Here is a 23,856-nt window from a genome sequence, read left to right on the forward strand (position 1 = left end):
CTCATTGAGAGGCGTGGAAAGTCCGACCCAGCGAGGCAGGCGCGCCGCTGCGATGGGACGACATGATGACCAGCACGAGGATGGTGATCAGGTATGGCGACATGGAAAGGTATTCCACGGGGATGGCAAGGCCCGCCGCCTGCAGGTTCAGCTGCAGCACGGTGACCCCGCCGAAGAGGTAGGCGCCCAGAAGGACACGCCAGGGTTTCCAGCTGGCAAAGACCACGAGGGCGAGGGCGATCCAGCCGGTACCGGCGGTCATCCCGTCGACCCACTGCGGCACGCGCAGCAGGCTGATGTAGGCCCCGCCCATGCCCGCGCAGGCGCCCCCGAAGAGGATGGCGAGGATGCGGATGCGCCGCACCTTGTAGCCAAGCGCATGGGCCGCGTCGTGGTTCTCGCCCACGGCGCGCAGGATCAGGCCGGCGCGGGTGAAGCGCAGCAGGGCCCAGACCCCGGCCACGAGGGCCAGGCCCGCGTAGACCATGATGTCATGGCTGAAGAGGATGCGCCCCAACACCGGCAGGTCGCTCAGCACCGGGATGTCGAGCCGCGCGGAGGGCGGGGGTTTCTTGCCCACGTAGCCCTGCCCGATGAGGGCCGAGAGGCCGAGGCCGAAGAGCGTCAGAGAGAGGCCCGAGGCGACCTGGTTGGCGAGCGCGTATTGTGTCAGCGCCACGAAGAGCAGCGAGAGCGCCGCGCCCCCGGCCGCCGCGCCCACGAACCCCAGCAGGGGCGAGCCGGTCTCGACCGCGACGGCAAAGCCGCAGATCGCCCCGGTGATCATCATCCCCTCGACGCCGAGGTTCAGCACGCCCGCCTTCTCCACCACCAGCTCCCCGATGGCCGCCAGCAGGATCGGCGTGGCCGCCACCATCAGCGAGGCCACCAGCAGGACGGGATTGATCGCGCTCAGGTCCATGGGCCCATGCCTCCGTTGATCTTGTCGATACCGCTCATGCCGCGTCCGCCTTGGCGAGCTTCAGCCGGTAGTTGGTCAGCACGTCCACCATCAGCAGGAAGAACAGGAGCATCCCCTGGAAGACCTGGATCGCCGAGGAGGAAAGCCCCATGCTCGACTGGGCGATTTCGCCGCCGATATAGGTCAGCGCCATCAGCAGCCCGGCCAGCAGGATGCCCACCGGGTGCAGCCGTCCGAGGAAGGCCACGATGATCGCGGTAAAGCCGTAGCCCGCGTTGAAGTCGATACTGATCCGCCCCGAGGGGCCCGCGACCTCGAAAAGCCCCGCCATGCCGGCGAGCGCCCCGGCCAGCCCCATGCAGAGCAGCACCAGCTGCTTGGGCTTCACGCCCGCAAAGCGCGCCGCGCGGGGCGCCTCGCCGGTCAGCCGGATCTGGAAGCCCAGCAGGTGCCGGTTCAGCAGGATATAGGCCATGATCACCGCGATCAGCGCGGCGACAACGCCCCAGTGCATCCCCGATCCGGTGATCAGCTCGGCGTTATGGGCGCTCGGGTATTGCTGCAGGTTCCGCGATCCCGGGAAGCCATAGCCCTCCGGGTTCTTCAGCAGCCCCAGCGAAACCGAGGCGAGGAACTGCTCGGCCACGTAGACCAGCATGAGCGAAACGAGGATCTCGTTGGTGCCGAAGATCACCCGCAGCGCCGCCGGGATCATCGCCCAGAGAAGCCCGCCGATCGCGCCGCAGATCACCATCAGCGGGAACAGCCACCAGGCCTCCAGCGGGTAGAAGGCCAGCGCCACCCCCGCGCCCGCGATGGCCCCCATGATGTACTGCCCCTCGGCGCCGATGTTCCAGATCCCGGCCCGGAAGCCGAGGCTCAGCCCGATGGCGATCAGCACCAGCGGGGCGCCCTTCACCAGCATCTGCGGCCGGTAGTAGAAGGCAAACTCCCCGAACAGCGGATCCCAGAAGATCGTCCGGATCGCCAGCAACGGGTCCTTGCCGAGGAAGGCAAAGAGCAGCCCGCCCACCACCATCGTGGCCACCACCGCCACCACCGGCGCCAGATAGGCCCAGACCTGCGACGGCTGGCGTCGTTTCTCCAGCTTCAGCACGTGCCGCGCCCCCCTTCATTTTCTTGCCCGAAATATCCTCGGGGGGCCCGGGGGGCAGACAGCCCCCCGCCTCTCCGCTCGGGAAGGCGCCCGATAAGGGCCTCCCCCGGATGGTGCCGCCTGCCCTCAGACATGCGCCACCTCCATCCCGTGCGATCCGCCCATCATCAGCCCGATCTCGTCCACCGTCAGCCCCTGCGCCGGGCGGATGTCGCTCAGCCTTCCCTCGTTCAGCGCCGCGAACCGGTCCGAGATCTCCATCAGCTCGTCGAGGTCCTGCGAGATCACGATCACCGCGGTGCCCCCCGCCGCCAGGTCGAGGATCGCCTGCCGGATCGTTGCTGCGGCGGCAGCATCCACACCCCAGGTGGGCTGGTTCACCACCAGCACCTGCGGGTCCTGCATCACCTCGCGGCCGATGACGAACTTCTGCAGGTTCCCCCCCGACAGCGCCCGCGCGGCCACCTCCGGCCCGGGCGTGCGCACGTCGAAGCGGGCGATCACCTCTTCGGCAAAGCTGCGCGCCTTGCCCCATTTCAGGAAGCCGTTCGACATCAGTCCGCGCCGTTCCGCCCCGGTCAGCAGGGCGTTCTCCGTCAGGCTCATGTCCGGCGCCGCCGCATGGCCCAGCCGTTCCTCCGGCCCGGTCAGCAGCCCCAGCCGGCGCCGCGCCATCGGCCCCATCCCGCCCACCGGCGTGCCGTCGAACTCCACCATGCCCGGGGCCGAGAGGATCTCGCCCGAGAGTGCGCCCAGCAATTCGTCCTGACCGTTGCCCGCGACACCCGCCAGCCCCAGAACCTCGCCCGCGCGCACCTCCAGCGTGATGCCCTTCAGGGAGGTGCCGAATTCACCGGGGCTCTTCACGCTCAGCCCCTTCAGCGCCAGCCGCACCGCGCCCGGGGCCTTGGCCTCGCGCGAGGGGGTGTGCAGCTCGCTGCCCACCATCATCTCGGCCATGGCCCGCGCGGTGGTCTCCTTGGGCACGCAGGTGCCCACCTTCTTGCCGAGCCGCAGGATCGTCGCCCCGTCGCAGAGCGCCCGGATCTCCTCCAGCTTGTGCGAGATATAGAGGATCGAGGTGCCCTCATCGCGCAGCTTCATCAGCGTGCGGAAGAGGATCTCCACCTCCTGCGGCGTCAGCACCGAGGTCGGTTCATCCATGATCAGCAGCTTGGGATCCTGCAGCAGGCAGCGCACGATCTCGACCCGCTGACGCTCGCCCGCGCTCAGGTCGCCCACGGTGCGGAACGGGTCGAGCGGCAGGCCGTAAAGCTCCGACACCTCCTTGATCCGTCCGGCCAGATCCCGCGGTTTCGGCGGGTTCTCCATGCCGAGCGCGATATTCTCCGCCACGTTCAGCGCGTCGAAGAGGCTGAAGTGCTGGAACACCATGGCCACGCCCAACTGCCGCGCCATCGAGGGCTCGGCCGGGACATAGGACCGCCCGTCCAGCACCATCTCGCCCGCATCCGGCTTCACGAGGCCATAGATCATCTTCACCAGCGTGGATTTCCCCGCGCCGTTCTCGCCCAGCAGGGCATGGACCTCGCCCTTGCCGATCTCGAAGGAGACATCGTCATTGGCAACCACCCCGGGATAGGCCTTGGTCAGCCCCCGGATCGACAGAAGTGACTGGCTCACGCGCGCATTTCCCCCTCGTTCAGGTCTTCGTCCGGGCCCGCCACGGGGTGTTCCACATGCGGCCCCACGGCCCGGCCCACCACTGCACCCGCGCGCAACATCTGCGTCGCCACGCCAAGCGCGATGGCCTGCGGGTGCTTGCCGAGCGCCGGGTCCCCGATCGGACAGGCTATCCCTGCGATGGCCTCGGGCCCGTGGCCCATCCCGGCCAGCCGGTTACGGAACCGCGCCCATTTCGTGGCCGATCCGATCACGCCTGCACGCCCGAAGCCCCGACGCAGCAGCGCATCGCAGAGCGCGAGGTCCAGCGCGTGGGAATAGGTCAGCACGATATGTTCGGCGTCCCGCGGCGCATGGGCGGCCAGCCGGACCGGATCGGCCACGGGCACCGCCGTGACGCCCTCGGGCACCGCGTCGGGGAACCGCTCCGCCCCGGTATCGACCCAGGTGACCGCCATCTCCGGCAACGGGGCCAGCACGTTGACCAGCGCCCGGCCCACATGGCCCGCGCCCCAGATCCAGACCGTGCGGGCGGGCACCAGCACCGGCTCCATCAGCCAGCCGCCCTCTAGCGCCACGTCCACCTCCGCGCCCTGCGCCCGGGCCGCGGCCAGCCCCCGGCGCAGCGCCAGCGGCATCTCTCCGGCATCGCCCACCGCGCGGGCCACCACCGTCGCGCCCTCTAGCGCCGCCACATCCGCCGCCCAATAGGGCTCGAAGGCCAGCACGACCGACCCGCCGCAGCATTGGCCCAGTTCCGGCCCCAGCGCGCGCGTCACCAGCCTCGGCGCCTCCAGCGCCCGCGCCATGGCGATCGCCTCGTGTTCCAGCGCCCCGCCACCGATGGTGCCCTCAACGCTCCCTGCGGTCACGACCATCGCCGCCCCTGCCTCGCGCGGGGAGGAGCCGCGCACCTGCGCGATCACCACGCGCACGGCGCGGCCCTCGCGCGCCACCGCGCGGCTCAGCTGGGCGACATCAAACGCCATCGCGCACCTGCATCACGGCCTTCAGCACCCGCTCCGGCGTCGCCGGTGCATCCAGTGCCGGATAGCCCGGCCCACAGGCCGCCACCGCATCGGACAGCGCCATCAGCACCGACATGCCCAGCATGAAGGGCGGCTCGCCCACGGCCTTGGAGCGATAGATCGTCTCCTCCGGGTTGCGCCCGTCCCAGAGCGCCACGTTGAACACCTCCGGCCGGTCACCGCAGGCGGGGATCTTGTAGGTCGAGGGCGCATGGGTCCGCAGCCGCCCCTTGCCGTCCCAGACCAGTTCCTCGGTGGTCAGCCAGCCCGCGCCCTGCACGAAGCCGCCCTCCACCTGCCCGATGTCCAGCGCCGGGTTCAGACTGCTGCCCGCATCGTGCAGCAGGTCGGCCCGCAGGATGCGGTACTCGCCGGTCAGCGTGTCGATCACCACCTCTGCCACGGCCGCGCCATAGGCGAAGTAGAAAAACGGCCGCCCATGTCCCTTGATCCGGTCCCAGGCCACCTTCGGCGTCTTGTAATACCCCGTGGCCGACAGGCTCACCCGGTTCTCGTAGGAGAGTTTCGCGGCCTCGGCGAAGGAGATCACCTCGCCCCCGATCCGCACACTCCCGTCCTCGAAGACCACCTCCGCGCGCGTGGTCTGGTAGAGCCCCGCCAGGCAATCCGCCATCCGTGCCCGGATCGTGTCGCAGGCAGCCTTCACTGCCATCCCGTTCAGGTCCGACCCGGAGGAGGCCGCCGTGGCCGAGGTGTTGGGAACCTTGCCGGTATCGGTCGCGGTGATCCGCACAGCCTCCATGCCCACGCCGAACCGGCTGGCGGCGACCTGCGCCACCTTCTGGTTCAGCCCCTGTCCCATCTCGGTCCCGCCATGGTTCAGGTGGATCGAGCCGTCCTGGTAGACATGCACCAGCGCCCCCGCCTGGTTCAGATGGGTCAGCGTGAAGGAAATCCCGAATTTCACCGGCGTCAGCGCGATGCCCTTCTTCAGGATCGGCTGCTCCGCGTTCCAGTCCGCCACCGCCGCCCGGCGCGCGGCATAGTCCGAGGTTTCCACCAGCCGCTCGGTCAGCCCGTGCAGGATGAAATCCTCAACCGCCTGCCCATAGGGCGTGGTCTGCGCGCCCAAAGGCGCCTCGGGGACCGCCGCCACTGTTGCCACATCCGTCGCCCCGCGCGAGGCAGCGTCTTCGTCCATCCGCTGTTCGGAAATATCCTCGGGGGGGAATGCCGCGTCAGCGGCAGGGGGGGCAGACAGCCCCCCATCCCCGCCCGCCGCAGGCGCATCCGCATCCAGCCCGGACGCCTCCGCATAGTAATTCACCCGCCGCACCTCCAGCGGGTCCAGCCCGAGGGCATGGGCCACATGGTCCATCACCCGTTCGATCCCCAGCATCCCCTGCGGGCCGCCGAAGCCCCGGAAGGCCGTCGCGCTCTGCATGTTGGTCTTCAGCCGGTGGCTTTCGATCCGGCAGTGGTCCAGCAGGTAGGCGTTGTCGGCATGCAGCATCGCCCGGTCTGCCACGGGCAGCGAGAGGTCCATCGACCAGCCGCAGCGGGTGTACTGCCGGAAGTCCACCGCCAGCACGCGCCCGGTCTCGTCGTAGCCCACATCGTAGTCGATCCGGAAATCGTGCCGCTTGCCGGTGACGACCATGTCGTCGTCGCGGTCATAGCGCATCTTGCAGGGTCGCCCGGTCTTCAGGGCCACCACGGCGCAGGCGCAGGCCAACGCGTTGCCCTGGCTCTCCTTGCCGCCAAAGCCGCCGCCCATGCGCCGGGTCTCGACCCGGACGGCGTGCATCGGCTGGCCGATGGCCTCGGCCACCTTGTGCTGGATCTCGGTCGGATGCTGGGTCGAGGACATGACCTGCACCCCGCCATCCTCCATGGGCAGCACCAGCGCGGCCTGTCCCTCGAGGTAGAAATGCTCCTGCCCGCCCATCTCGATCCGGCCCGCCAGCGTCAGCGGTGCGGCCTCCAGCGCAGCGCTGGCATCGCCCTTCTCGTAGACCCGCGGGCCCTCTTCGAAGCGGCTGTCGAAATCCAGCGCATCCTCGATGGAAAGCACCGGCGTCTCCTCGGCAAAGACCATTGCCGCCTTGCGGGCGGCGCGGCGCGCGGCGAGGTGGCTGGTGGCCGCCACGACAAAGACCGCCTGACCGAGGTAATGCACCTCGCCGGTGGCCAGCAGCGGCTCGTCATGGGCCGAGGGTGAAACATCGTTCGCAAAGGGCAGGTCCTCGGCGGTCAGCACCGCCACCACGCCCTCCGAGGCGCGCACCGCGTCGAGGTCGAGGGAGACGAGCTTGCCCGCCGCCACCGTGCTCAGCCCGAAGGCCAGGTGCAGCGCATTGGCGGGCAGCGGGATGTCGTCGATATAGCGGGCCGCCCCGGTGACATGGAGTTTCGCGCTGTCATGGGGCAGGGGGGAGGAGACGCTCATGCCGAGACCTCCCGCACGCGCGTCGCCGCGCCGATGTCCTCGAGGAAGTAGCGCGTCAGCATGTTGCGGGCGGCCTCCAGCCGGTAGGCAGCCGAGGCCCGCATGTCGCTGAGCGGCTGGAAGTCCTCTTCCCAGGCGCTCCACGCCGCGTCGATGGCCTCTTCGCCCCAATCCTCGCCGATCAGCGCGGCCTCCACGGCGGCGGCGCGTTTCGGGATGCCCGCCATGCCGCCGAAGGCGATGCGGGCGTCGGCCACGCGGCCGTCCTCCAGCGTCACGTTGAAACAACCGCAGACGGCCGAGATGTCCTGATCGAACCGCTTCGACAGCTTGTAGCAGCCCAGCCGGTCGGGCTGGTGCGGAATGCTGATCGCCTCGACGAATTCACCCGGTGCCCGGTCCTGCTTGCCATACGCGAGGAAGAAATCCTCCAGCGCGATCTCGCGCCGGGTGTCGCCCTTGCGCAGGTGCAGCCGCGCGCCAAGCGCGATCAGCGCGGGCGGGCCGTCCCCGATGGGCGAGCCGTTGGCGATATTGCCGCCGATGGTCGCGGCATTGCGCACCTGGACCGAGCCGTAGCGCGTCAGCATCGCGGCAAAGTCGGGGTAGCGCCCGCTGACCGCCGGGATCAGCTGGCTGATGGTGACGCCGGCCCCGATCACCAGCGCCTCCTCCGTCTCTTCGATGCCCTGAAGATCGGCGCAGCGATGCAGGAAGGCGACCGGCCCGAGGCGGCGCAGCGCCTTGGTCACATGCAGGCCCAGATCGGTGGCCCCGCCCACGAGGACGCCCTCGGGATGGGCCGCGTACCAGGCGGCGAGGTCATCGGAGGTTTCCGGCAAGACGGCCTCCGCTTCGGGATCGAAGGGGCGCTCCAGCAGGGCGCCGGGCAGGGCAGGGACCACGGCGGGCTCGGCCATGGCGGCCTCGGCGGCGCGCACGATGGGGGCATAGCCGGTGCAGCGGCAGAGGTTGCCCGCCAGCACCTTGTCCACATCGGTCTCGCCGGTGGCATGGGCGGCGGCCAGCGACATGACGATGCCCGGCGTACAGAAGCCGCACTGGCTGCCGTGCTTGTCGATCATCGCCTGCTGCACCGGATGCAGCGTGCCATCGGGCCCGGCGAGGCCTTCGACCGTGGTGACGGATTTGCCGTGCAGCTGGGGCAGGAAGAGGATGCAGGCATTCACGGCCCGGGGCCCGTGTTCATCGGTGACCATCAGCGTGCAGGCGCCGCAATCGCCCTCGTTGCAGCCTTCCTTGGTGCCGGTCAGCCCCCGGATCTCGCGCAGCCAGTCGAGCGTCGTGACCGTCGGATCGGTCACGTCCATCTCCACCCGCTCTCCGTTCAGAAGAAAGGAGATCTCCATATGTTTCTTCCGCCGCGTTACCCTGTTTGACCGGAAACACACCCCTTCGATGCGGCGTAGAAGGGCGCTGGCCTTGTTGTTTTCAGACTACAGAAAAGAGGCAGATTCGAAACCGCGCAAGAGTTTCCTGCTCAAAGGCTGGGCGGACCCTGCGGAAACGCTCATGAATTCAGCGTGGTGGCGGGGCGCGCCGCCTGTGCGGAAGGCGCCCCCTGCGGCGAAGAAATCAAGGGCCGGGCGCTGCGCCGGGGCTGGCAGGACGCCACTGCGAACGCCCCGCGCGCGGCCTCGCAGCCCTGTCCGGAATTTTCAAAAATTCCGGTCCGGAAAATTCGAATTTTCCGGGCAGACACGTGGGCAGACACGCGGGCCGGTCACGGGGACCGCCAAAATTCTTCGAAGAATTTTGCCAAGAATTTTCGAAAATTCTTGGGTGCCCGGAGGGGGCGGCGGTTACAGGTCCTCGACCGCCATCACCCCATTCAGGCTCTTGATCGCGCCGCGGATCTCGGGCGAGACCGGGAATTGCTGGCCCGCGTCGATCTCCACCTCGCCGGGCAGGCCCGGGTCCATCAGGCAGAAGCGCACCGGGCCGCGCGCCGCGTTCTTCGCCGCCTCCCGCGCGCCCTCAAGGATGCCCGCGACCGCCGGGATCGCGGCGGCTTCCTCGATATAGACGAGGAGCCCGCCGCCGCCCGCATCGGCCACCACGTTGTCCACCGGCGCGACGGACCGTGCGAGCAGGCGCAGCTGGTCGCTCTCCATCGTCGCCTCGACCGTCATCACCACCTTGCAGCCGGTCTCGAGATTGTCGCGCGAGACCTCCAGCACGTCCGAGAACAGCATCGTCTCGAAGGCCCCGGTGGTGTCGGAGAGCTGCACGAAGGCAAAGCGGTTGCCCTTGGCGGATTTCCGTTCCTGCCGCCCGGCGACGATCCCGGCCATCTTGGCCACATGGGGGCCGTTGTGGGCCTTGGCGATCACGTCGTCGAGGGTCATCACCCCCGCCCGTTTCAGCGCCGAGGCATAATCGTCGAGCGGGTGGCCCGAGAGGTAGAAGCCGACCGCCTTGAACTCCTCGCCCAGCCGTTCGGCGGGCAGCCAGTCGTTGCAGGGCGTCAGGCGCGGTTCGGGCAGGTCATCGCCCGCCTCGCCGAAGAGCGACACCTGGTTCGAGGTCTTCTGCTCCCAGATCGCGGCGGAATATTGCACCAGCCCGTCGAGGCTTTCGAAGACGCGGCGGCGGTTGCTGTCGATCTCGTCGAAGGCGCCGGACCGCGCCAGCATCTCCAGCGGCCGCTTACCGACCTTCTTCAGCTCCACCCGGCGGGCGAAGTCGAAGAGGTTCACGAAGGGCTTGTCGCGGCCATCGACCTTGCGGCCGTCCGTCACCAGCTTCATCGCCTCAAGACCTACGTTCTTGAGCGCGCCGAGGGCATAGACCAATGCGCCGTCCACCACCTTGAAGGTCGCGTCCGAGCGGTTCACGCAGGGCGGCACCCAGGGCAGGCCGAGGGCCTTCTTGAGCTCTTCGAAGTAGACGCCCAGCTTGTCGGTGAGATGGATATCGCAGTTCATGACGCCGGCCATGAACTCGACAGGGTGGTTCGCCTTCAGCCAGGCGGTCTGGTAGGACACCACCGCATAGGCCGCCGCGTGCGACTTGTTGAAGCCGTAGTTGGCGAATTTCTCCAGAAGGTCGAAGACCTCCGAGGCCTTCTTGGCGTCCACGCCGTTCTCGCCCGCGCCCTTCTCGAACTTGGGGCGTTCGGCGTCCATAGCCTCCTTGATCTTCTTACCCATGGCGCGGCGCAGAAGGTCCGCGCCGCCAAGGCTGTAGCCCGCCATGACCTGAGCAATCTGCATCACCTGTTCCTGGTAGACGATGATGCCCTGCGTCTCGGCGAGGATGTGGTCGATCGTGGGGTGGACCGAGGTGATCTCGCGCTGGCCGTTCTTGACCTCGCAGTAGACCGGGATGTTCTCCATCGGGCCGGGCCGGTAGAGCGCCACGAGTGCAACGATATCCTCGATACAGGTGGGCTTCATGCGCTTGAGCGCATCCATCATGCCCGAGCTTTCCACCTGGAAGACCGCGACCGTCTTGGCCTTGGAGTAGAGGTCGTAGGTGCGCGCGTCGTCCAGCGGGATGGCGTTGATCTGGTTCTCGGCCCCCGGTGCGGGCTCGTAAAGCCGGGTGCCGTCGGCGGCGACATGCAGGTCGCGCCCGCCCCAGTGGATCTGCTGGATCGCGTTCTGGATCACGGTCAGCGTCTTCAGGCCGAGGAAGTCGAACTTCACCAGCCCGGCCTGTTCCACCCATTTCATGTTGAACTGGGTCGCCGGCATGTCGGAGCGCGGATCCTGGTAGAGCGGCACAAGCCGGTCCAGCGGCCGGTCCCCGATCACCACGCCCGCCGCGTGGGTCGAGGCGTTCCGCAGCAGCCCCTCGACCTGCATGCCGTATTTCAGCAGCCGGTCGACGACCTCCTCGTTGCGGGCCTCGATCCGCAGGCGTTCCTCCTGCTGCAGGGCCTGTTCGATGGAGACGGGCTTCACCCCTTCCACCGGGATCATCTTGGACAGCCGGTCCACCTGGCCATAGGGCATCTGCAGCACGCGCCCGATGTCGCGCACGGCCGCCTTGGAGAGCAGCGCACCGAAGGTGATGATCTGCCCCACCTTGTCGCGGCCATAGCGTTCCTGCACGTAGCGGATCACCTCTTCGCGGCGGTCCATGCAGAAGTCGATGTCGAAGTCGGGCATCGACACCCGTTCCGGGTTCAGGAAGCGTTCGAAGAGCAGCGAGTAGCGCAGCGGATCAAGGTCGGTGATCGTCAGCGCATAGGCGACGAGCGACCCTGCACCCGAGCCCCGGCCCGGCCCGACGGGGATGTCGTGTTCCTTTGCCCACTTGATGAAGTCCGCAACGATCAGGAAGTAGCCCGGGAAGCCCATCCCCTCGATGATGCCCATCTCGAATTCGAGCCGTTCGTAATATTCCTCGACCGGCGCGGCATGGGGAATCACGGCGAGACGGGCATCGAGACCCTCCTTCGCCTGACGGCGCAGTTCCTCGACCTCGTCATCGGCAAAGCGCGGCAGGATCGGCGCGCGCTTGTAGGCCATGAAGGCGCAGCGCTTGGCGATCTCGACGGTGTTCTCGATCGCCTCGGGCAGATCGGCGAAGAGCGTCACCATCTCCTGCTGCGACTTGAAATAATGCTGCGGCGTCAGGCGGCGGCGCGGATGCGCCTGGTCGACATAGGCGCCCTCGGCGATGCAGATCAGCGCATCGTGGGCCTCGTACATGTCCGACTTGGGGAAGTAGACGTCGTTCGTGGCAACCAGCGGCAGGTCCATGGCATAGGCCATCTCGACGAAGCCGCGCTCGGTCAGGCGTTCGGCCTCGGGCAGGCCGCCCTCGCCGGGGTGACGCTGCAGCTCGACATAGAGCCGATCGGGGTAAATCTCCGACAGCCGGGTCATGAAGGCCTGTGCCTCGGGCCGGTGCCCGCTGCGCAGAAGCTGCCCCACGGGGCCGTTCGGCCCGCCCGAAAGGCAGATCAGCCCCTCCGAGAATTCCTGCAGTTGCGCCAGCGAAACCTGCGGCAGCGCGCCGCCCGCGTCGACGTAAAGGCAGGAGGAGAGCCTCATCAGGTTCTCGTAACCCGCCTCGCTCTGGGCCAGCAGCACGACGCCTGCGGGCAGCTTGGGCTTCTCGCCCGGCTGGGTTTCCAGATAGGTCACATCCACCTGGCAGCCGATGATCGGCTGCACCCCGGCGCCCGAGGCGTAGACGGAGAATTCCAGCGCCGCGTACATGTTGTTGGTGTCCGTCACGGCGACGGCCGGCATATCCATTTTGTCGCAAAGTGCCGGCAGCTTTTTCAGCCGCAGGGCGCCTTCGAGTAACGAATATTCGGTATGGGTGCGGAGGTGGATGAATCGCGGTTCGCTCATGTGCGTCAGCGTATCCTCGCCAGTCGGCGGGGAAAAGGTCGTATCACGGCTCTGCGATCTGGACGCAGGCCCCTGCTACGGGGTATCAGAAAGTCTAAGGGACAGTGAAAAACAAAGGCCTGAACTGATGAAACGAGCACTCTTCGCGGTCATTTCGACCTTCCTCATTGCTGGCTGCATGGACAGCGGCCAGCCGCAATCCGCACCTCAGCCCGATCCCAAGGACGTGCCGACGGGGCGGATCAACAAGGTCCACGTTGCCATGATTTACGCCAACTGATGGCGTGGCGCGCCTGACCGGCGCGCTTTTTCGGCATCTGGTGCAGGTCGCCCTGCGGCCTCACCAATGTGGCGGCTTCTCGTCACCCATGTAGATGGACCCGGGTGCGGCGGCTTCGCGCTCGGCTTCGCGTTCCATCAGGATCTGGACGCGGCGTGTCAGCATCGCGATTTCAGTCTCCTGCCGGGCGATAACGTCCGACAGTTCCTCGACCGTGCGCGTCAGATGCGCGAGGTGTTCTTCCAGTGCATGCGGCAACTGGGTGTGCTTCTGTGTCATCTCGGATCCCCCTGATCCAGCCGGTGTCGAGCCTAACGGGTTTCCGCAGGAAACATAATCCGCTGTTTCGGTGGCTGACGCAATGTCGCGACCGGCGCTCTCTTATCCGTCCGGGGCCGAACTTCATAGGCCCAGCCTGTCATGGCCCACTCTGCAAAGGTCCTGTCTACAAAGGTCCTGTCTGCAAAGGGCTGCGCTTGCCCCTTTGTGGCCCTTGGGCTAGACCGCGCGGCGAGACAGGCTGAGAGGACCACCCGATGGCCAAGGTGAAGAAGACCCCCCGCCCCAAGGCAGAGACGCCCAAGGGCTTCCGCGACTATTTCGGCACCGAGGTGACCGAACGCAGCCATATGCTGAGCCAGATCGCACGGGTCTACCATCGCTACGGCTTCGAGGCGCTGGAAAGCAGCGCGGTGGAGACCGTCGAGGCGCTGGGCAAGTTCCTGCCCGATGTGGACCGCCCGAACGAGGGCGTCTTTGCCTGGCAGGAGGACGCCGAGGGCGACAAGCCCGGCGACTGGCTGGCCCTGCGCTATGACCTGACCGCGCCGCTGGCCCGTGTTTACGCCCAGCACCGCAACGATCTGCCCACGCCCTACCGGCGCTATGCCATGGGCCCCGTCTGGCGCAACGAGAAGCCCGGCCCGGGCCGCTTCCGGCAGTTCTACCAATGCGACGCGGACACCGTGGGGACCTCCTCCATGGCCGCGGATGCCGAGATCTGCGCCATGCTGGCCGATTGCCTTGAAGAGGTCGGCATCCCGCGCGGCGACTACGCGGTGCGCGTGAACAACCGCAAGGTTCTGAACGGCGTTCTGGAAACCATGGGCTTGTCCGACGAGGGCGGCGCGGATCGTGATGCCGTGCTGCGGACCATCGACAAGTTCGACAAGGTCGGTGCCGATGGCGTGCGCGACCTGCTGACCAAGGGCCGCCTCGATGCGTCGGGCGCCTTCATCGACGGCGTCGGCCTCTCGGCTGATCAAGCCGAACCGGTGATCGCCTTCCTGACCTCCAAGGCTGACGATCCGGCCCGGACGCTGGCCAACCTGCGCGCCGCCGTGGGCGGCTCTGCCGTGGGGGCCGAGGGCGTGGAAGAGCTGGAAACCATCGCGGCGCTGCTGGACGGGCAGGGCTATGACACCGGGCGGATCGACATCGACCCCTCCGTCGTGCGCGGCCTCGGCTATTACACCGGCCCCGTCTTCGAGGCGGAGCTGACCTTCGAGATCCTCGACGAGAAGGGCCGCAAGCGGCAGTTCGGCTCGGTCTCGGGCGGGGGGCGTTATGATGGCCTCGTGAAGCGCTTCACCGGGCAGGAAGTGCCGGCCGTCGGTGTCTCCATCGGGGTCGACCGGCTTCTGGCCGCGCTCCATGCCAAGGGCCGCATCGGTGGCAAGGAAGCTGGCCCCATCGTGGTGACCGTGATGGACCGCGACCGGATGGCCGACTACATGGCCATCGTGGCCGAACTGCGCAACGCGGGCCTGCGGGCCGAGGTCTACCTCGGCAATCCCAAGAACTTCGGCAACCAGCTGAAATACGCGGACAAGCGTCAGAGCCCCGCCGCCGTCATCGAAGGCGCGGACGAGAAGGCGCGCGGCGTGGTGCAGGTCAAGGACCTGATCCTCGGCGCCAAGATCGCCGAGAACGCGACGCTGGAAGAATGGAAGGAACGCCCCAGCCAGTACGAGGTGCCTCGTGCAGAGTTGGTGGCCAAGCTGCGCGAGATCCTCGCCGAGAACGGGCTGGGCTGAGCCATGAGCATCGTGAACGACCGCGCCCCCTACCGGGCCGAGGCCGCGCGTCTGCGGGCCTTCTTCGAGGCGCAGGGCGCCGTCCCGGTGGAGCCTGCGATCCTGCAGCCCGCCGAGGTCATGCTCGACCTCTATGGCGAGGACATCCGCGCCCGCGCTTATGTCACCTCCGATCCGCTGCGGGGCGAGCAGATGCTGCGCCCCGACTTCACCGTGCCGGTGGTGCAGATGCACATGGCGCAGGGCGCCGAGCCCGCGCGCTATACCTACGCCGGCGAGGTCTTCCGCCGTCAGGAAGAAGACCCCTCCCGCCCCAGCGAATATTCGCAGGTGGGCTACGAGGTCTTCGACGGCTCCGACCCGGCCGCCGCCGATGCCGAGGTCTATGCCCTGATCGAAAGCGTGGTGCGTCCGCTGGGGCTGAAGGCCTCGACCGGGGACATGGGCATCCTTGCCGCGACGGTGTCGGGCCTCGACACGACGGAGCGGCGCAAGCGCGCCTTGCTGCGCCACATCTGGCGGCCGCGCCGCTTCCGGGCGCTGATCGACAAGTTCTCGGGCAAGGAGCCGATGGCGCAGACCCGTCGTGAGCTGCTGGCCTCGGCCGATCCCTTCGCCGGGGTGAAGGTCGATACCGGGCTGCGCAGCCGGGCGGAAGTGGCCGAACGGCTCGACGCGCTGCGCGAAGAGGCGGCCGCCGCGCCGCTCAGCCGCGAGCAGGTCGAGCTGATCGAGGCCGTGCTGAACGTCCGCGAGAAACTGCCCTTCGCGCTGGAGAACCTGCGCGACATCGCCGTGGACCTGCCCGCGCTTCTGCCGGCGGTGGATCGGGTCGCGGCCCGTTGCGCCGCGCTGGAGGCCCGTGGCGTGGACGTGGCGAACCTCGACTTCGAGGTCGCCCATGGCCGTGCGCAGATGGAATATTACGATGGCTTCGTCTTCAGCTTTGCCGTGGAGGGCCGGCCCGACCTGTCGCCCGTGGCCGTGGGCGGGCGCTACGACGCGCTGACCCGTGTGCTGGGCGGTGGCATCGAAATCCCGGCGGTCGGCGGCGTGATCCGCCCCGGCCTGATGCTGGACCTGATGGAGGGCCGGGCATGACCCTGAAGCTTGGCGTGCCGTCCAAGGGGCGGCTGATGGAAAAGACCTTCGACTGGTTCGGCGCGCGGGGCGTGACCTTGTCGCGCGCCGGATCGGACCGCGAATATGCGGGCCGCGTCGAAGGCGCCGACGGGGTGGAACTGGTGCTGCTCTCGGCGGGGGAAATCCCGCGCGAGCTGGCGGCCGGGCGCATCCACCTCGGCGTGACGGGCACCGATCTGGTGCACGAGAAGCTGGCCCAGTGGGACCAGCAGGTCGAGGAGCTGGCCGAGCTCGGCTTCGGGCAGGCGGACCTGATCATCGCGGTGCCGCAGTGCTGGGTCGACGTGGACACGCTCGACGATCTGGATGCGGCGGCGGCGGCCTTCCGGCGCAAGCACGGCTTCCGGATGCGGATCGCGACCAAGTACCATCGCCTCGTCCGGGACTTCTTCCGCGATCAGGGCGTGGCCGACTACCAGCTGGTCGACAGTCAGGGCGCGACCGAGGGCACGGTGAAGAACGAGACCGCCGAGGCGATCGCGGACATCACCTCCACCGGCGAGACGCTGCGGGCGAACCACCTGAAGATCCTCGACGACGGGCTGATCCTGCGCTCGCAGGCGACGCTGTTCCGGGCCCGCAAGGCGCCGATGGACGATGCGGACCGCGCGGCGATGGCGGCCTTGGCGGCGAAGCTGGGCGTGGATTGAACGGCCCTGGGTGGCGCGGGACGAAAGGCGGCTTCGGCCGCCTTTTTCTTTTGGGGCAGGGCCTTCTCGTTGGGGCAAGGCTCAGGCCGCGACTATCGCCATGGCCGGTCGAACCGCTCTGTCGGGAGCGCCGCCTCCGGGTTCAAGTCCCTGCGCCGTCGAATTTCTTCGTTTCTGCGGCGATGACACCACCCGCGCGGGACAAGGTCGCAGGCCGCCGCGCATCGCAGGCAGGCCCCCACGCGGCGGCGATTTGGTGAGGCTGGGTGGTCGCTTTCGAGAGAGGGGCGAGCTTGGCTGCCATAAAGTGGTGGCCAGCGAGGTCAGGTTCGCCCCCGCGCGCGCCGTCGATGCGCGGCTCCGTGCTTGCGGCGGGCAAGTGAGGGGCGGGCGGTTGCCCGGGGCGTGGTCCTAGCGGCCGGGCATGATGCTGCATGCGCAGGAAATCATGCCTGGCCGTGCAGCGTCTCTGCCGGTCGGCCTCCGGCCCTCCTCAGGCCGCCTTGTGCCGCATGATCGCCGCCTCGGGATGGCTCAGCAGGCGGCGGGCGTAGTGGCCATAGGAGGCCGGGTCGCGGGTCACCTGCGGGAAGACCTCCTGCAGCCGCGCACGGTCCTGCGCGCCCAGAAGCGACAGGTCCGCGCTGCCCGGGTGGAAGCTCTCGGCCTCGGTGCCGTTGGCAAAGAGGATCTGGTGGCTGTCCAGCATCAGGTGAATGTAGGTCACCTCGGCCATCTCCAGATCACGGCGCACGGACCGCCCGTCGACCAGATCGCGCGCGGCGACAAGCACTTCCTCGGTGTTGAAGAGCCGCTGCGCCACGGGGCCGCGCACCAGCATCCGGTGCCCGGGAGAGACGATCAACTCGCCCTCGGGGCGGTTCAGCCCGAAGGCGCCCGCGCGAATGCGGATCGGGCGCAGCTCCGGCATGGCCATCAGGCGCGCGCCCGACATGTGGCGGCGCCCAATCCAGCGGATCGGGGCGGCCCCGGCGTCCTTGGTCAGGACCAGTTCCCCCGGGCGGAGCGTCTCGACGGGGCGCGGGCCCTGCGGGGTGCGAATGCGGGTGCCGGGGGCAAAGCAGATCACACCTGCGCCCGGGGCATCCGGCGCGCGCCGCGCCCGGTCGAGGCCGGGGGAGCGGCTGCGCTCTAGGCTGCACCGCACGATCCACAGGTCGCGGTTGGCGGGCGGGATCTGGTCGACGAACATCAGCAGGGGCTGCAGACTCGGGCCGAGGTCGATCAGCGTGACACGGTAGGCGTGCCGCCCGTCGGTGACGTCGAAGCCGCTGTCGGCAAAGGGCGTGTCGTCCTCTGCCGGGTCGGGCTGCGCGTCCTGCCCCGCAAGGGCTCGCCCCACGAGACGGCGCACCACCGGGGCTGCCCGGCGATGCAGGGCGATCTGCTCATCCGTCCGCTCCAGCCGCAAGACCGCACCGGGACCGTCGACGCGCAACGGCTCTCCGTGCCAACGCCAGACCGTGCCCGGCGTAAGGGCGGAAACCGTGGCACCGGCGATGCCATCCACTTCTGTCTGCGACCAGGAAATGACGAACGTGCCACGAATGCACGTTCTCATGCCTGCCTCATTGTCTGCTCGTGGGGATCCTGTTGCGGATCCTCCGTTTATGGCTGCTGTATACCACGGAACGGGGCGCAGGAAAACGTCTCAGTTGCCAGACCCTGAGAAGCTCCGGCGGCCCGCGGGTGACGCGCTGTCGCCTTCGGGGGCGGATATTCAATCTGCCCGCCAAATTTGCAGCATTGGAGGGCATTTGCCCGGTTTTGCGTCGCCTGTTGTCTGGGCGATTGCCCGCATGTTGCGCAATTGCTTCAATTTTGGCGCAGAGATCGCGACACAATCCAGGGTTGTTTCGCGCGGGCCGGGTGCCGTGGTATCTTAAGGTCAGTCCCGGGATGTCTCCTCCCTGCCCGGGCCGCGGCAGGCGCCGCACGATGGACCGGGATGCGCAGCCATCCTGGTTCTCTCGTTTGAGTATCCGCGATCCCAGGACGCGCCCCGCAAGGCCGGGGTTTCTCCCCTGTCCACGGATTGCGATTGCAGGACCGTCCATGGCACAGGATGGTGCCACGGGATCACGCGGCGGTGGCCGCGCAGAGGGGGAGCCAGACCAGATGACCAAGACGCCGCGCGAGCTGCCGCGGGACCTGCATGGGGTCCACAATCTGCGCGACCTCGGGCATCTGCCGCTGGAGGCGGGGGGCCGGACGCGTCCGAACCGTCTGTGGCGTGGCGATGCCCTGCGTGGGCTGACCGCCGCCGACCGGGCTGAACTGGGGCGCTGCGGGCTCAGCCACATCGTCGATCTGCGCGGCGAGGAGGAGGCGCAGCGCGCGCCTAACCCCGCAGATCGCCTGCCGGGCATCCTGCGCGCCCATGTTCCGCTCTATGACGGCCTCGCCCCGGCCGAGCAGGCGGCACGTGATGCCGGCGACCGCTTCGACATGGCGGAGCGGTATCTGATCGCCCTCGACAGCTGTCGCCCCGGGTTCTCCTGCGCGCTGCGCACCATCGCCGCGGCAGAGGAGAGCGGGCCGGTCCTGATCCATTGCACCGCGGGCAAGGACCGCACGGGGCTGATCGTGGCGCTGCTGCTGCTGAATGCCGGGGTCACCCGCGCCGCGGTGATCGAGGACTTTGCCCTGACGGCCAGCCACGGTGCCGCGCTGATGGCGATGCTGCGTGAGAGGATGTTGGACCGGGGCACACCGGCCGAGGCCGCCGACCGGATCCTCGCCAGCCCCCCGGAGGCGATGCGCCGGGTCATCGACTGGCTCGATGCGGGGTTCGGCGGGGCGGCCGGCTATATGGCCGCAGTCGGGGTTGATGCGGAGACGCGCGAAAAACTCGCGTCTTGGTTGATCTCGGCCTGACGGTGCGGGCGCTAAGTGACGTTGGGGCATGTCGTTTTTGGCCTGCGCCCCGAGGCGCGCCGCCAACACAATCCCGCAAAAGACGGCACGCGGCGCAATGCCTCAAATTGCATGCCTTTTACCTGTAAAATCGCTCAAGCCTTTGCCGTAAATGGATAAGTAAACCTATCCGGACGGCGCTGCCCTTGACACCCCGGGCAGCCGCGTCATCTTTGACCCGCAGCCGGGCCTGCCAATTCAGGGCAGGCTGCAGGGAGGGCCAGCGTCGAAAACGACCAGTTGCCGCGCCGATGCCAAGGCTCCGGGCCGATTTCGCCTGCCCGGATGCCGCGAGTTCGCAGGATGGCCGCCCGGCGCGTCCTGAAGATTTTTGAGCACGTACCACCCGACGGGAGGAGCAAGAGAATGACATTTCAAAGACCCCACCGGCTTCTGAGCAGCGCGGCCCTTGCGCTGGTTCTGGGCGCCGCCGCCGCACAGGCGCAGGACCTGCGGTTCTGGACCACCGAGGAACAGCCCGAGCGTCTGGCCAAGCAGCAGGAAATGGCCAAGGACTTCGAAGCCGAGACCGGTATCGCGGTCGAGGTGATCCCGGTCACCGAAAGCGAGCTGGGCACCCGCGCCACCGCCGCCTTCGCGGCGGGCGACCTGCCGGACGTGATCTACCACCCGCTGCAATACGCGCTGCCCTGGGCCGAGGCGGGGATCCTCGACGCCGATGCGGCGACCGAGGTGGTCGAGGACCTGGGCGAGGACACCTTTGCTCCCGGCGCCATGGCCATGGCGGCCTATGACGGCGGCGTGGCCTCCGTGCCGGTCGATGGCTGGACGCAGATGATCCTCTACCGCAAGGATCTCTTCGAGGAGAACGGGCTGGACGCGCCCACCACCTATGCCGCGGTCGAGGCCGCGCTCGACAAGTTGTCGAACCCGCCCGAGATGTACGGCTTCGTCGCCGCCACCAAGGTCGACGACAACTTCATGAGCCAGGTGCTGGAGCATGTCTTCCTCGCCAACGGGATCAGCCCGGTGGGCCCCGACGGGTTCATGGCGCTGGACGAGGCCAAGACCATCGAGGCGCTGGAGTTCTACAAGAAGATCGCCGAGGCCTCGCCCCCGGGGGATCTGTTCTGGAAGCAGTCGCGCGAGGTCTATTTCGCCGGCCACGCGGCGATGATCATCTGGTCGCCCTTCATCCTTGATGAACTGGCGGGCCTGCGTGACAGCGCCCCGCCCACGATCAACGATGATCCCACCTCGGATGAGCTGGCCTCCAAGACCGGCATCGTGACGAACTTCGCGGGCCCGTCGAACCCCGATGGCGCCGCATGGTCCGAGATGAACATGTTCGGCATCACCGTGGACGCCGAGATCGACGATGCGATCGACTTCGTGAAATACTCCATGGGCGAAGGCTACATGAACACGCTGGCGATCGCGCCGGAGGGCAAGTTCCCGATCCGCCGCGGCACCGAGGAGAACCCGACCGAGTTCGCCGACGCCTGGGCAGAGCTGCCCGTGGGCGTGGACCGCAAGGCGCCGCTCGGCGATCTCTACGCCCCCGAGATGATCGACGAGATCGTCGCGGGCCTCGACAGCGCGCAGCGCTGGGGCGTGAAGGACGGGCAGCTTGGCCTCGCCTCCAAGATGGTGAACTCGCAGGTCATCAACCGCGCCGTGCGGGAGTACCTGGACGGCGCGCGTGATGCTGCGGCCACCGTCGAGATGATGAACGACGAACTGGCCAAGATCCAGTAACGCCGATCCTGACGCGGCCCCGCCTTCCCGGCGGGGCCGTCCTGTTTCAGCCCCAATTTCCGGCCCCCTCATGACCGACCTGACCCCTCCCACCCGCCGAGGCCCGCTGGCCAAGCGCGAGGCCCGGCTGGCCTGGGGCCTGCTGGCGCCCACGCTGCTGAGCGTCTCCCTCGTGGTGATCGTGCCGCTGCTGGCGATTTTCTGGATTTCCTTCAAGCCGGTCGAGCTGGCCGACCTGCGTCCCACCGCGCCCATTGTCCGCGAAAGTCTGCGCGGCGAGGGCGATGACATGCGTGTGGAATACCGGCTGCGCAATTCCTCCCGGACCGATCCGATCGCGGGCGTCACCCTGAGTGACACGCTGCCCGAGGGCCTTGTGCCCACGGGCGAGGTCGAGGGCGCCTGTTCCCTCGATGGGCAGCGGCTGACCTGCGATTTCGGCGATATCGAGGGCGGCTTCAACGAGCGTATCCGGGTCCCCGTCACGCTGGAGGGCGATGCGGAGGCCGTCGAGGCGGCGGCCGAGGCCAGCGAACCCGTCGTCACCGGCAAGGGCCGCAACGTGCTGACCGACGCCACCTTCACGCTCGACAACTTCCGCATGGTCTTCGATGGCGGCGAGTTCTGGTCGGTTCTGGGCATCACGCTTTTCTACGCGGTCTTCGGGACCATCGGGGCGCTTGTAGTCGGTCTCTTCGCGGCGATGCTGCTGGACAAGAGCTTCCGCGGGCAGGGCATACTGCGCGGTCTCTACCTCTTCCCCTACGTGGCCCCGGTGATCGCCGTGGCCTTCACCTGGGTGACGCTCTTCGATCCCTTCTCGGGCTCGGCCAATGCGTTGCTGGTGCAGATGGGCGTGAGCAGCCAGGCGATCAACTTCTTCGGGGAGCGGCCGCTAGCGCTGATCATGGTCACGCTCTTCGAGATCTGGCGCTATTTCCCGCTGTCCTTCCTCTTCATCCTCGCGCGGATGCAGTCGATCGACACCGACATGTACGAGGCCGCGGACATGGACGGCGCCTCGCCGTTCCAGAAGTTCTGGTACCTCTCGCTGCCGCAGCTTCTGGGGATCCTCTCGGTCCTCTTCCTGCTGCGCTTCATCTGGACCTTCAACAAGTTCGACGACATCTTCCTGCTGACCGGGGGCAACGCGGGCACGCGGACCCTGACGGTGAATGTCTACGAGCAGGCCTTCGCGCTCTCCAACATCGGGGCCGGGGCCGCCGTGGCGGTGGTGGTCTTCCTCTGCCTGCTGATCTTCTCGATCCTCTTCTTCAAGACCATGAGCCGGGAGGAGGGACTGTGAGGATGCGTTTCGCGATCACCACGGGCCGGGCGTCCGGCCGCGCCGTCGGAGCCTCCGGCGGGGATATTTTCGAACAGTGGATGAGAGGGCCCGTGCAGGCCCGGGAGGTCCGGGCATGACTGCGATCCGTCAGGGACATGTGACCGGTGCGCTGCTTGGCGTGCTCTGGATGGCCGTGGTGGCGGTGACCGTGGCGGTGGCCATGTCCTTCGCCACCGGCGCCGGGTTCCGCCCCGGGCTCATCGGCATCCTCGTGGCGGGGCTCGTCTCGGGGCTGGCGCCGCTCTACCTGCCGAACCGCTGGGCGGTGTCGGGGCTGACTTTCGTCGTGGTCGCGGCGCTGAGCTTCGCGGGCGCGGGCCCGGTGCAGATCGGCTCCGGGGTCAGCGCGCTTTCGGTCCTCATCTCGCTGCTGGTGACGGCGCTCTCTGCCGGGATCGGCATGGGCGCGATCCTGAAGGGGGTGACACCCGGACCGCTGACGCGCCATGTCTTCGAGGCCGCGGTGATCCGCTTCCTCACCGGCTTCGGCTACATCTTCTTCACCGCGATCGTGATCATCCCCTTTTACGTGATGGTCATGACCTCGCTGAAGAGCCAGCAGGCGCTGCTCCAGAACCCGCTCGACTTCTCGCTCGACCTCGGCCGGGGTGTCGATCTCTTCCGCTCCTACATCGAGCTTTTCCGGGACTTCAACTTCGGCACCTACCTCTGGACGTCCTTCTATGTCTCGGTGCTGACGGTGATCATCACGCTGGCCTTCTCGATCCCCGGCGCCTACGCCGTGGCGCGGCTGCGCTTCCGGGGCGCCAAGGCCTTCTCCCGCGGGATCCTGCTGATCTACATGGTTCCGATGATCGTCCTCGCCCTGCCGATCTACATCGGCTTCTCCATGGCGGGGCTGCGCAACACGATCTTCGGCATCGTGATCATTTACCCGGTGACCACGATCCCCGTGGGGCTCTACATGCTGCAGGGCTATTTCCGCGGCCTGCCGGCCGAGGTGGAGGAAGCGGGGCTCATGGACGGGCTCTCGCGCCTCGCCGTGATCTGGAAGATCACCCTGCCGCTGGCGCTGCCGGCGCTGGCCTCGGTCTCGCTCTACGTCTTCATGATCGCCTGGAACGAGTTCCTGCTGGCCTTCATGCTGCTGGACGACCCGTCGAAATTCACGCTCACCCGCGGGGTGACGATGCTCAATTCCTCCGAGATCCCGCGCCAGCACCTGATGGCCGGGGCGGTGATCGCCACGCTGCCGATCATGGTGATCTTCCTCGGGCTGGAACGTTTCATGACCAAGGGCCTGACCGCAGGCTCGGTGAAAGGATAAG

17 protein-coding genes are annotated in these 23,856 nt (G+C 67.8%); 8 read left to right on the top strand and 9 right to left on the bottom strand.

Going from position 1 to position 23,856, the window contains the following annotated elements; translation table 11 throughout:
- Position 1: 1 nt before the first annotated feature.
- The 7 genes from LCM32_RS09735 to dnaE all read right to left on the bottom strand — a co-directional run bounded on the left by LCM32_RS09735 (position 2) and on the right by dnaE (position 12,454).
- Positions 2-922: an ABC transporter permease gene (locus LCM32_RS09735; RefSeq protein WP_224820852.1), complete on the bottom strand. Its 921-nt coding sequence runs from the start codon at positions 920-922 to the stop codon at positions 2-4.
- A gap of 34 nt (positions 923-956) precedes the next feature.
- The gene (locus LCM32_RS09740) at positions 957-2,039 is read right to left on the bottom strand and encodes an ABC transporter permease (protein ID WP_224820853.1); all 1,083 of its coding nucleotides are present in this window, start codon (positions 2,037-2,039) and stop codon (positions 957-959) included.
- A 126-nt stretch (positions 2,040-2,165) separates the two neighbouring features.
- A complete protein-coding gene (locus tag LCM32_RS09745; RefSeq protein WP_224820854.1) occupies positions 2,166-3,683 on the bottom strand; it encodes an ABC transporter ATP-binding protein in 1,518 nt (505 codons plus the stop codon).
- The gene (gene xdhC / locus LCM32_RS09750; protein ID WP_224820855.1) at positions 3,680-4,672 is read right to left on the bottom strand and encodes a xanthine dehydrogenase accessory protein XdhC; all 993 of its coding nucleotides are present in this window, start codon (positions 4,670-4,672) and stop codon (positions 3,680-3,682) included. The genes LCM32_RS09745 and xdhC overlap by 4 nt, the downstream gene beginning before the upstream one ends.
- Entirely contained in the window at positions 4,662-7,121 is a 2,460-nt protein-coding gene (locus LCM32_RS09755) for a xanthine dehydrogenase molybdopterin binding subunit (protein ID WP_224820856.1), read from the bottom strand. Before LCM32_RS09755 ends, xdhC begins: the two co-directional genes overlap by 11 nt.
- Entirely contained in the window at positions 7,118-8,491 is a 1,374-nt protein-coding gene (gene xdhA / locus LCM32_RS09760; protein WP_224820857.1) for a xanthine dehydrogenase small subunit, read from the bottom strand. Before xdhA ends, LCM32_RS09755 begins: the two co-directional genes overlap by 4 nt.
- A gap of 453 nt (positions 8,492-8,944) precedes the next feature.
- Positions 8,945-12,454 (bottom strand): DNA polymerase III subunit alpha, encoded by a 3,510-nt coding sequence (dnaE, locus tag LCM32_RS09765; RefSeq protein WP_224820858.1) that lies wholly within the window; start codon positions 12,452-12,454, stop codon positions 8,945-8,947.
- 127 nt (positions 12,455-12,581) lie between these two features.
- Here dnaE and LCM32_RS09770 point away from each other — a divergent pair, with 127 nt between their 5' ends.
- Positions 12,582-12,734 carry a hypothetical protein gene (locus tag LCM32_RS09770; RefSeq protein WP_224820859.1) on the top strand — a complete coding sequence of 51 codons (153 nt, stop codon included), beginning with the start codon at positions 12,582-12,584 and terminating at the stop codon, positions 12,732-12,734.
- Between the two features lie 60 nt (positions 12,735-12,794).
- Here the strand turns inward: LCM32_RS09770 and LCM32_RS09775 are convergent, their stop codons facing one another.
- Positions 12,795-13,013 carry a SlyX family protein gene (locus tag LCM32_RS09775; protein ID WP_224820860.1) on the bottom strand — a complete coding sequence of 73 codons (219 nt, stop codon included), beginning with the start codon at positions 13,011-13,013 and terminating at the stop codon, positions 12,795-12,797.
- Between the two features lie 257 nt (positions 13,014-13,270).
- On the opposite strand from LCM32_RS09775, the gene hisS reads away from it, so the two are divergent.
- From hisS to hisG, 3 genes are read left to right on the top strand one after another with little or no spacing between them, the layout of a single operon-like run.
- Entirely contained in the window at positions 13,271-14,770 is a 1,500-nt protein-coding gene (gene hisS / locus LCM32_RS09780) for a histidine--tRNA ligase (protein ID WP_224820861.1), read from the top strand.
- Between the two features lie 12 nt (positions 14,771-14,782).
- Entirely contained in the window at positions 14,783-15,871 is a 1,089-nt protein-coding gene (locus LCM32_RS09785; protein WP_224820940.1) for an ATP phosphoribosyltransferase regulatory subunit, read from the top strand.
- Positions 15,868-16,563 carry an ATP phosphoribosyltransferase gene (gene hisG, locus LCM32_RS09790; protein ID WP_224820862.1) on the top strand — a complete coding sequence of 232 codons (696 nt, stop codon included), beginning with the start codon at positions 15,868-15,870 and terminating at the stop codon, positions 16,561-16,563. The genes LCM32_RS09785 and hisG overlap by 4 nt, the downstream gene beginning before the upstream one ends.
- A gap of 493 nt (positions 16,564-17,056) precedes the next feature.
- Here hisG and LCM32_RS09795 read toward each other — a convergent pair whose 3' ends face one another.
- A complete protein-coding gene (locus tag LCM32_RS09795; protein WP_224820863.1) occupies positions 17,057-18,145 on the bottom strand; it encodes a Hint domain-containing protein in 1,089 nt (362 codons plus the stop codon).
- Positions 18,146-18,702: 557 nt separating this feature from the next.
- Here LCM32_RS09795 and LCM32_RS09800 point away from each other — a divergent pair.
- From LCM32_RS09800 to LCM32_RS09815, 4 genes are all read left to right on the top strand, one after another.
- Positions 18,703-19,461, top strand: coding sequence for a tyrosine-protein phosphatase (locus LCM32_RS09800; RefSeq protein ID WP_224820864.1), 759 nt, complete (start codon positions 18,703-18,705; stop codon positions 19,459-19,461).
- 405 nt (positions 19,462-19,866) lie between these two features.
- Positions 19,867-21,219 (top strand): ABC transporter substrate-binding protein, encoded by a 1,353-nt coding sequence (locus LCM32_RS09805; RefSeq protein WP_224820865.1) that lies wholly within the window; start codon positions 19,867-19,869, stop codon positions 21,217-21,219.
- 70 nt (positions 21,220-21,289) lie between these two features.
- Complete coding sequence (locus LCM32_RS09810) at positions 21,290-22,525, top strand: carbohydrate ABC transporter permease (RefSeq protein ID WP_224820866.1); 1,236 nt, start codon at positions 21,290-21,292, stop codon at positions 22,523-22,525.
- A gap of 115 nt (positions 22,526-22,640) precedes the next feature.
- A complete protein-coding gene (locus LCM32_RS09815; RefSeq protein WP_224820867.1) occupies positions 22,641-23,855 on the top strand; it encodes a carbohydrate ABC transporter permease in 1,215 nt (404 codons plus the stop codon).
- The last annotated feature ends 1 nt before the right edge of the window (position 23,856 follow it).

This window comes from Pseudooceanicola nanhaiensis, assembly GCF_020171315.1.
Taxonomy (GTDB): domain Bacteria; phylum Pseudomonadota; class Alphaproteobacteria; order Rhodobacterales; family Rhodobacteraceae; genus Pseudooceanicola; species Pseudooceanicola nanhaiensis_A.